The following is a 6,419-nucleotide window of genomic DNA, read 5'->3' as shown; positions in this document are numbered from 1 at the left end:
ATTCTGGAACGAGCAGGAAAAGATCAAGACGCTGAACTTTCCAAAAAGGAATTCATGGAAACCGTGATGGCATTTCGTCCCGGACGACGTCCAGAAAGACGCGATGGTGATAAAGCAAAAAAACAATCTGAAGGCGATCGTGATAAGAACCGTCGTGAAAATTCAACCAGAAACCGTCCTGTTCCTGCATTGATGAAAGTTTTAGATACCAACCGAGATGGCAGACTTAGTAAGGACGAGTTGCAAAAGGTTGGCCAGGTTTTTGACCAACTGGATCAGAACAAGGATGGCGCTTTGGATTTAAGCGAAATGTTTCTCCGGAGAGATCAAGGCGGAAACACATCTCGTTTCAGAGGCGAGCAGGGAAGAAACCGCCCTAAAAGTGAGAACAAAAAATCAGATGCAAAGAAAAAAGACTCCGAGTAATAAAGCCACTGCATAAATTACCTGGTGAATTTTCTTTAAGGTTTCAGTTCTTTTGAGGCAGCTTGCTCTGCTAGCAGAGGAGCATTGCCTTTATCTTTTTGCAGATGTTGTACCCAGGCTGGGGGAAGGTTAAGCCAGACCCAATCAGTCTGAATTCGGTATTCTCGGGTATAATTCGCCATGATCTCATCAATTTGACGAATACGTTGATTTTCTTCTCCCCTTGAGATCACTTTGCGGAGGGGCCTGACATACATATATTCAAAGTAGGATAGTACTCCGCCGGGTTTGAGCAGACGAAAATAGGCTTTGAATATTTCACCGACCAGTTCTGTAGGAAAGTTATTGAGAGGTAAACCTGACACAATGTAATCATATTCCTGTCCTGCCCCATAATCCTGCAGGGGACAGTTATGGATGGAAGTCTGATGTTTGATCTCTTGAAATCCCTTTTCCTTATCAAATCGTTGATGCAAAATCTCGACAAACTTTTCATTCAATTCTACCAGATCAAGCTGGTCTCCCGGTTGAATCTGTTTCACAATCTGTCGTGTGACCGCTCCTGTACCCGGTCCAATCTCCAAAACCTGTTTTGGTCCTTGATGCTGCCTCATCGGCCCCGCCATATCCGATGCTAGAAAACGACTGCTGGGAGCAATGGCTCCGGTCGTTTCAAATGTGGTACGAAACTGTTTGAAAAATTCCAGATAATGCGACACGTGTGAGGTTCCTGGTATTAAATCGAAACGACTTGAAAGATGAAATTGATTGCTTCTAAGACGGTGCGTTCCGTCTCGCTTCTCCCCTGTGTTGAGCCTGTTGAACGATATCAATCCCCACCACTCGACTCCAGGCTGAGATCATCTTTTGAAAGACAGGTCCCGGAGAGCCATCGGATATCAGATGGTCACCAAATCGAGTAACGGGCATCAGACAATATGCGGTAGAGGACGTCAATGCTTCATTTGCATCTAGAATATCATTTTCTGAAATATCTGTTTCTTCATAGCGAAGTCCCAACTGTTTCGCTAAGCGGACAACCATCATCTGGCTGATTCCCCCGAGAATATTTTCCGGACGCGGTGATTGAATCACGTCATCTTTGACAAGATAAAAGTTGCCGATGGTCGTTTCCGAAACAAATCCGGACTGATCAAACAAAAGCGCACTGGCCTGTGGCTCCTGCATTCGAACCAGTTTATCGGCTCGATACAGGTGAATACGACTGCGAGATTTAATCCGGGGATCAAAAATGTTTGCATTAAGCTGTTGTCCTTTGGCACGCATTAAATGCTGACCGGTTACATATTTTGTATCCCAAAGCTCAAATGCTAGTGGAAACGTATGTACGCAAACTGTGGGAGTTTGGCATGTTTCCAGTTCAGTCAGTCCCAGATACGGTAGATTGTGACCTGCCGTAATAAATATGGTTAAGCCCAAGTCCTGTTCGGAAGGCAGTAATTGTGAGTTGTGCTTGACGATCGATTCACAGATATTCTTGAGTTCGGATTTCTCCAGAGCAGGTTCAATAAAAACATAGTCCAGGGCAGAATACAGGCGGTCGATATGCTCGTTCAACATAAATAATCGATGCGCGAAAGTACGCACCATCTCTGTGATGGATGCTCCGTAGACAATGCCCAGGTCAGTCACTGCCAGTTTTGCATCTGAGAAAGGAATCATAGAGCCGTTCAGATACGCCCGCGGTTCAGTCATGCAGAGATTTCATTCGAAAGTGATTATGGGAAACAGAAGGGAAAACAGACCAATATTAACTGGAAGTTCACATGAAACGTCATCGATTATGTGAAAATTAGTCAACCAGCATCTGAATCAGTTTACCAGGGGTTTCTTGCAGCACAAATCATGATTTTCCCTACTTGTCGTTCGAATCGCAAGTTTCGTCTAGTTCTACTCTTAAATTCAATCAACAAAAGGGCAAATCAGCGGCGATTGTTGTCAAAAAAAATGAACCAGTGGTATGACTTCTGAGTCACTGCTCGATATACTGCCAAAGAGAAAGATTGCGCTAACTTGAGATATAGCAGTCTTTTTTTTACGATTTACAATGAGATTATTACACTTGCTTTTTGCGTGATTTGCATTTTTTAACTGCGTGACTATAGGGATGAGATATTATGGCGACTCCAACAATTCAACCAGGAACAACAAAAATCGGCTGGATTGGAACGGGAGTTATGGGTGCCAGCATGGTGAGTCATCTGATGGATGCTGGATTTTCTGCAACAGTCTATAATCGCAGTCAATCGAAAGCAGAAACACTGCTAAAAAAAGGGGCTAGTTGGGCCGATTCTCCCAAAGCGGTTGCCGAAAAATCTGACGTCATTTTCTCAATCGTTGGATTTCCCGCTGATGTACGAGAAGTTCTTTTGGGAGAGCAGGGGGCGCTGGCGGGCGCCTCATCAGATAAGATTCTGGTAGATATGACAACCAGCGATCCTTCACTGGCAGTTGAGATTGCAGAGGCTGCGGCAGCAAAAGGCGTGCATAGTATTGATGCACCTGTTTCTGGTGGAGATGTGGGCGCAAAAAATGGAACATTGTCCATCATGATTGGTGGAGATGAACAGGTTGTTGATGCTCTAAAGCCCTGTTGGAATGCCATGGGCAAGACTATTGTGTATCAGGGTGGTCCCGGTTCCGGTCAACACACGAAAATGGTAAATCAAATTCTGATCGCTACCAATATGATCGGAGTCTGTGAAGCCTTGCTCTATGGTTATAAAGCAGGACTGGATCTGCCAACGGTATTGGAATCGGTTGGGAGTGGGGCGGCCGGCAGTTGGTCACTCTCGAATCTTGGCCCTCGAATTATGGACAACAACTTCGATCCTGGCTTTTTCGTCGAGCATTTCATCAAAGATATGGGAATTGCATTAGCAGAAGCCAAAGCGATGAATTTGAGTCTGCCCGGTCTGGCGCTGGGGCATCAACTTTATCTTGCGGTTCAAGCTCAAGGACATGGCCGAGATGGAACACATGCATTGCAATTAGCACTGGCATCATTATCCAATGTCGATTGGGAAAGTCGTACTTAGTTTTCATTTTCTGTCAATCTACAGCATTGATCAAGCGGGAATGTCTCAGGTTAATCGAGACTGATTCCCAAATTTGTTTTAAGGTATTGAAAGCATGGCAAATCAAAATGACCTGTTTGCAGGTCTTTCTGTGGCAATGATCACTCCCTTCAAAAATGGGGAAATCGACGAAACCGCGCTGCGTGGCCTTGTCGATTATCACATCGAGCAAGGGACTGATACTTTGTGTCCTGTGGGAACGACAGGTGAATCACCAACACTCTCACATGAAGAACACAAACAGGTCATTTCGATTGTTTGTAATCAGGCTGCAGGCCGCATCAAGGTGATGGCGGGGACAGGTTCAAACAGTACAAAGGAGGCAGTCGAACTCACCAAATTTGCACAAGATGCAGGTGTCGATGGTGGACTGCATGTGGCTCCTTATTATAACAAACCGACACAGGAAGGATTCTTTCAGCATTACCAGGCAATTGCCGAAGCTGTTGAGATCCCCATAGTGATCTATAATATTCCCGCACGCACTGCCAAAAATATTGAGCCGGAAACCATTATCCGACTGGCTGAAATCCCCAATATTGTTGCTGTGAAGGAATCCACGGGTTCAATGGATCAGGCATCGCATATTCTTTCTGCATGCGATCTGACTGTGCTTTCTGGTGATGACAGCCTGACACTGCCTCTGATGGTGTTGGGTGGAAAGGGAGTGGTCTCAGTTGTCGGAAATATTGTTCCCGGTGATGTCAAAAATATGCTGAATGCTTTTGATGCGGGTGATTTGAATTTAGCCCGGGAATGGCACTATAAATTGTTTGGGCTCTGCAGAAATCTGCTGGGACTGGCCACCAACCCAATCCCGATCAAAGCGGCTATGCAGTTGCTCGGACGCGATAATGGTGAAGTTCGACTTCCGATGACGCAGCTCGATAAAGCATCCATGACAGTTCTGGAGAAGACATTGCAGGATTATGGCCTGCTTTAAAAAACACTGAAGCGCCTACTGACAATTGAGATAAAATAGAGAGATTATCAGGCACATACTTAACCCTTTTTAAGAGGTATCTCTTGTGATATTTGGTTTTGGAAAATCTCGTGAAGATGAGGAAGAAGAGGAAGAAGAGATTGAACCGGTCTCTTTTCAAGGCGCACTTAACGGCCAGCCTGCAAATTTGAAAGAGAATGCCCGGCTGGTAAAAGCCGGTTTGATGCCTGCCAAGAACATCATCACCGATGGTCTGGCAATCCGTGCAGGATTCATGCGTTTTGAACCCAAAGGGGAGCGGTACCAGGTTGTCTTTTATGTTGACGGCGTTGCAAATGCTGGTCCTCGTTTATCGAAACAGCAGGGGATGGCTGTTGTCCAGATCATCAAGCTTTTATCGGGACTGAATATTCAGGAACGAAAACGCCCTCAATCAGGCGGTGTCTTTGCTGAACTGGAAGAAGTTTCCTATCAGCTCAGGGTTTCCACAAGCCCGGCAGAGGGGGGGGAACGCCTCTCTATCAAAGCGATTAATGTCAAAGTACCATTGGACCGTGCTGATGACATTGGGATCACGGAGGAGAACAAAGAAAAAATCCGAGAGTTGAGTAAAGGCCGTAACGGCTTGATCCTCGTCGGTGGTGCACCAAATACTGGTACAACGACTACAACGTTTGGAGTTGTACGTTCTGTCGACGCGTATCAATACACCATTTTCTCAATTGCTGATCCAGAGCACCGTGATTTTAGTCACATTGCAACACTCGAGAAAAAAGAAGGCGATACGTTTGACGATGAGCTACGACGAATTATTCGCATGGAAGCTGATATCATTTATCTGTATCCCATCAAAGATGAAGACTATGTCAAGAGTGTACTGAACGTCAAAGATGACATTTCTATGATCGCAGAAATTTCCGCCAAGGATTCGGTAGCAGGATTGATTAAATTCTGTCAATTAGCCGGTGGATTGGAATCAGGCGTCAATGCACTCCGCTGTGTGATTGGGCACAAATTGATTCGTACGCTCTGTGATGAATGTAAGGAAGCCTTCCGTCCGAATCCCAAAATGATTGAAAAAATGGGTCTGCCCAAATCCACTAAAATGCTCTATCGCCCCCCCCGCCAAACCGTGGATGAAGAAGGAAACGAAATCGAACCGTGCGAGAAGTGTGATGGTCTGGGTTACTATGGCAGAACCTTGATGATGGAGATCATCGAAATGACTGATGAAATGAAGCAACTGATCATCGGCGGGGCAGAACCGGGCAAAATCAGGGCATTTGCCAAAAAACAAGATATGCCAACGTTTCAGAAAGATGGCATTCGTTTGGTCGCGGAAGGGAAAGTCTCTCTGGATGAGTTACAAAGGGTGTTCAAATCTTCCTGAGCTGCCATATCTATGTTCTGAAGACTTTCTTTATACAAAATATTGTCCGATTAGGTAAAATATTCCGAAGATTCCGGTTTTGATTGTCGATAAACAGAGTACATGCTTTGTACTACTGTGTGGCCTTGTATGTCACTTCATGATGAAGTTGGCTGGATTTAGTAAACGGACAGGCTAATCCCAAGGTGTTCCCGGCTCCTGACTTATGCTGTTTTTATGTCCCTCAGCAGGTGCCATTCGACAACTTTTCAATCCGAGGATAATCATGGTGATTCGCCAGTTTAAGAATTGGTCAAGCGTTGGAATTCTGGGTTTAGCATTAATCGGTTTGACCAGCACCGGTTGCCAATCCAGTATCGGTGGTCAGACTTTGCCATCCGCTTATTACTTGAATGATGACGTGCAGTTCTACCCAGCCGGGCCTGAGGAACAACTCTACAATCAGCGCGAAGTCCTTGAGCAATACAAACTGGAACGAAAACTCCAGGATGATCAATAGTCATCAGTCGTGAAATTGACGAGTCGGCCATGATCCTTTTTAGTCTAAAAAAAGGCATTTGAC

General features: G+C 45.3%; 6 protein-coding genes and 1 pseudogene. 5 read left to right on the top strand and 2 right to left on the bottom strand.

Annotated elements, in window-relative coordinates; translation table 11 throughout:
• A pseudogene (locus tag Q0668_RS01090) lies at nucleotides 1–426 on the top strand (hypothetical protein); the annotation flags it as partial.
• A gap of 35 nt (nucleotides 427–461) precedes the next feature.
• Here the strand turns inward: Q0668_RS01090 and Q0668_RS01085 are convergent.
• Together Q0668_RS01085 and Q0668_RS01080 are read right to left on the bottom strand one after the other, a co-directional pair.
• The gene (locus Q0668_RS01085; protein WP_298859074.1) at nucleotides 462–1,145 is read right to left on the bottom strand and encodes a methyltransferase domain-containing protein; all 684 of its coding nucleotides are present in this window, start codon (nucleotides 1,143–1,145) and stop codon (nucleotides 462–464) included.
• Nucleotides 1,146–1,200: 55 nt separating this feature from the next.
• The gene (locus Q0668_RS01080) at nucleotides 1,201–2,142 is read right to left on the bottom strand and encodes an aminotransferase class IV (RefSeq protein ID WP_298859072.1); all 942 of its coding nucleotides are present in this window, start codon (nucleotides 2,140–2,142) and stop codon (nucleotides 1,201–1,203) included.
• A gap of 422 nt (nucleotides 2,143–2,564) precedes the next feature.
• Between Q0668_RS01080 and Q0668_RS01075 the strand changes: the two genes are divergently transcribed.
• The 4 genes from Q0668_RS01075 to Q0668_RS01060 all read left to right on the top strand — a co-directional run bounded on the left by Q0668_RS01075 (nucleotide 2,565) and on the right by Q0668_RS01060 (nucleotide 6,356).
• Entirely contained in the window at nucleotides 2,565–3,485 is a 921-nt protein-coding gene (locus Q0668_RS01075; RefSeq protein ID WP_298859070.1) for an NAD(P)-dependent oxidoreductase, read from the top strand.
• Between the two features lie 94 nt (nucleotides 3,486–3,579).
• The gene (dapA, locus tag Q0668_RS01070; protein WP_298859068.1) at nucleotides 3,580–4,467 is read left to right on the top strand and encodes a 4-hydroxy-tetrahydrodipicolinate synthase; all 888 of its coding nucleotides are present in this window, start codon (nucleotides 3,580–3,582) and stop codon (nucleotides 4,465–4,467) included.
• 85 nt (nucleotides 4,468–4,552) lie between these two features.
• A complete protein-coding gene (locus tag Q0668_RS01065; RefSeq protein WP_298859066.1) occupies nucleotides 4,553–5,857 on the top strand; it encodes an ATPase, T2SS/T4P/T4SS family in 1,305 nt (434 codons plus the stop codon).
• 265 nt (nucleotides 5,858–6,122) lie between these two features.
• Nucleotides 6,123–6,356 (top strand): hypothetical protein, encoded by a 234-nt coding sequence (locus Q0668_RS01060; protein WP_298859064.1) that lies wholly within the window; start codon nucleotides 6,123–6,125, stop codon nucleotides 6,354–6,356.
• Nucleotides 6,357–6,419 lie beyond the last annotated feature (63 nt).

The organism is uncultured Gimesia sp., assembly GCF_937910335.1.
In the GTDB taxonomy this organism is placed as follows: Bacteria; Planctomycetota; Planctomycetia; order Planctomycetales; family Planctomycetaceae; genus Gimesia.
This window is presented reverse-complemented; position numbering and strand designations above follow the sequence as displayed.

What these genes read in the sequence shown, in the direction of transcription:
- Q0668_RS01075 (WP_298859070.1), top strand. Translation starts at nt 2,565, where the DNA reads ATGGCGACTCCAACAATTCAACCAGGAACAACAAAAATCGGCTGGATT.
- Q0668_RS01060 (WP_298859064.1), top strand. Translation starts at nt 6,123, where the DNA reads ATGGTGATTCGCCAGTTTAAGAATTGGTCAAGCGTTGGAATTCTGGGT.
- dapA (WP_298859068.1), top strand. Translation starts at nt 3,580, where the DNA reads ATGGCAAATCAAAATGACCTGTTTGCAGGTCTTTCTGTGGCAATGATC.
- Q0668_RS01080 (WP_298859072.1), bottom strand. Translation starts at nt 2,142, where the DNA reads ATGACTGAACCGCGGGCGTATCTGAACGGCTCTATGATTCCTTTCTCA.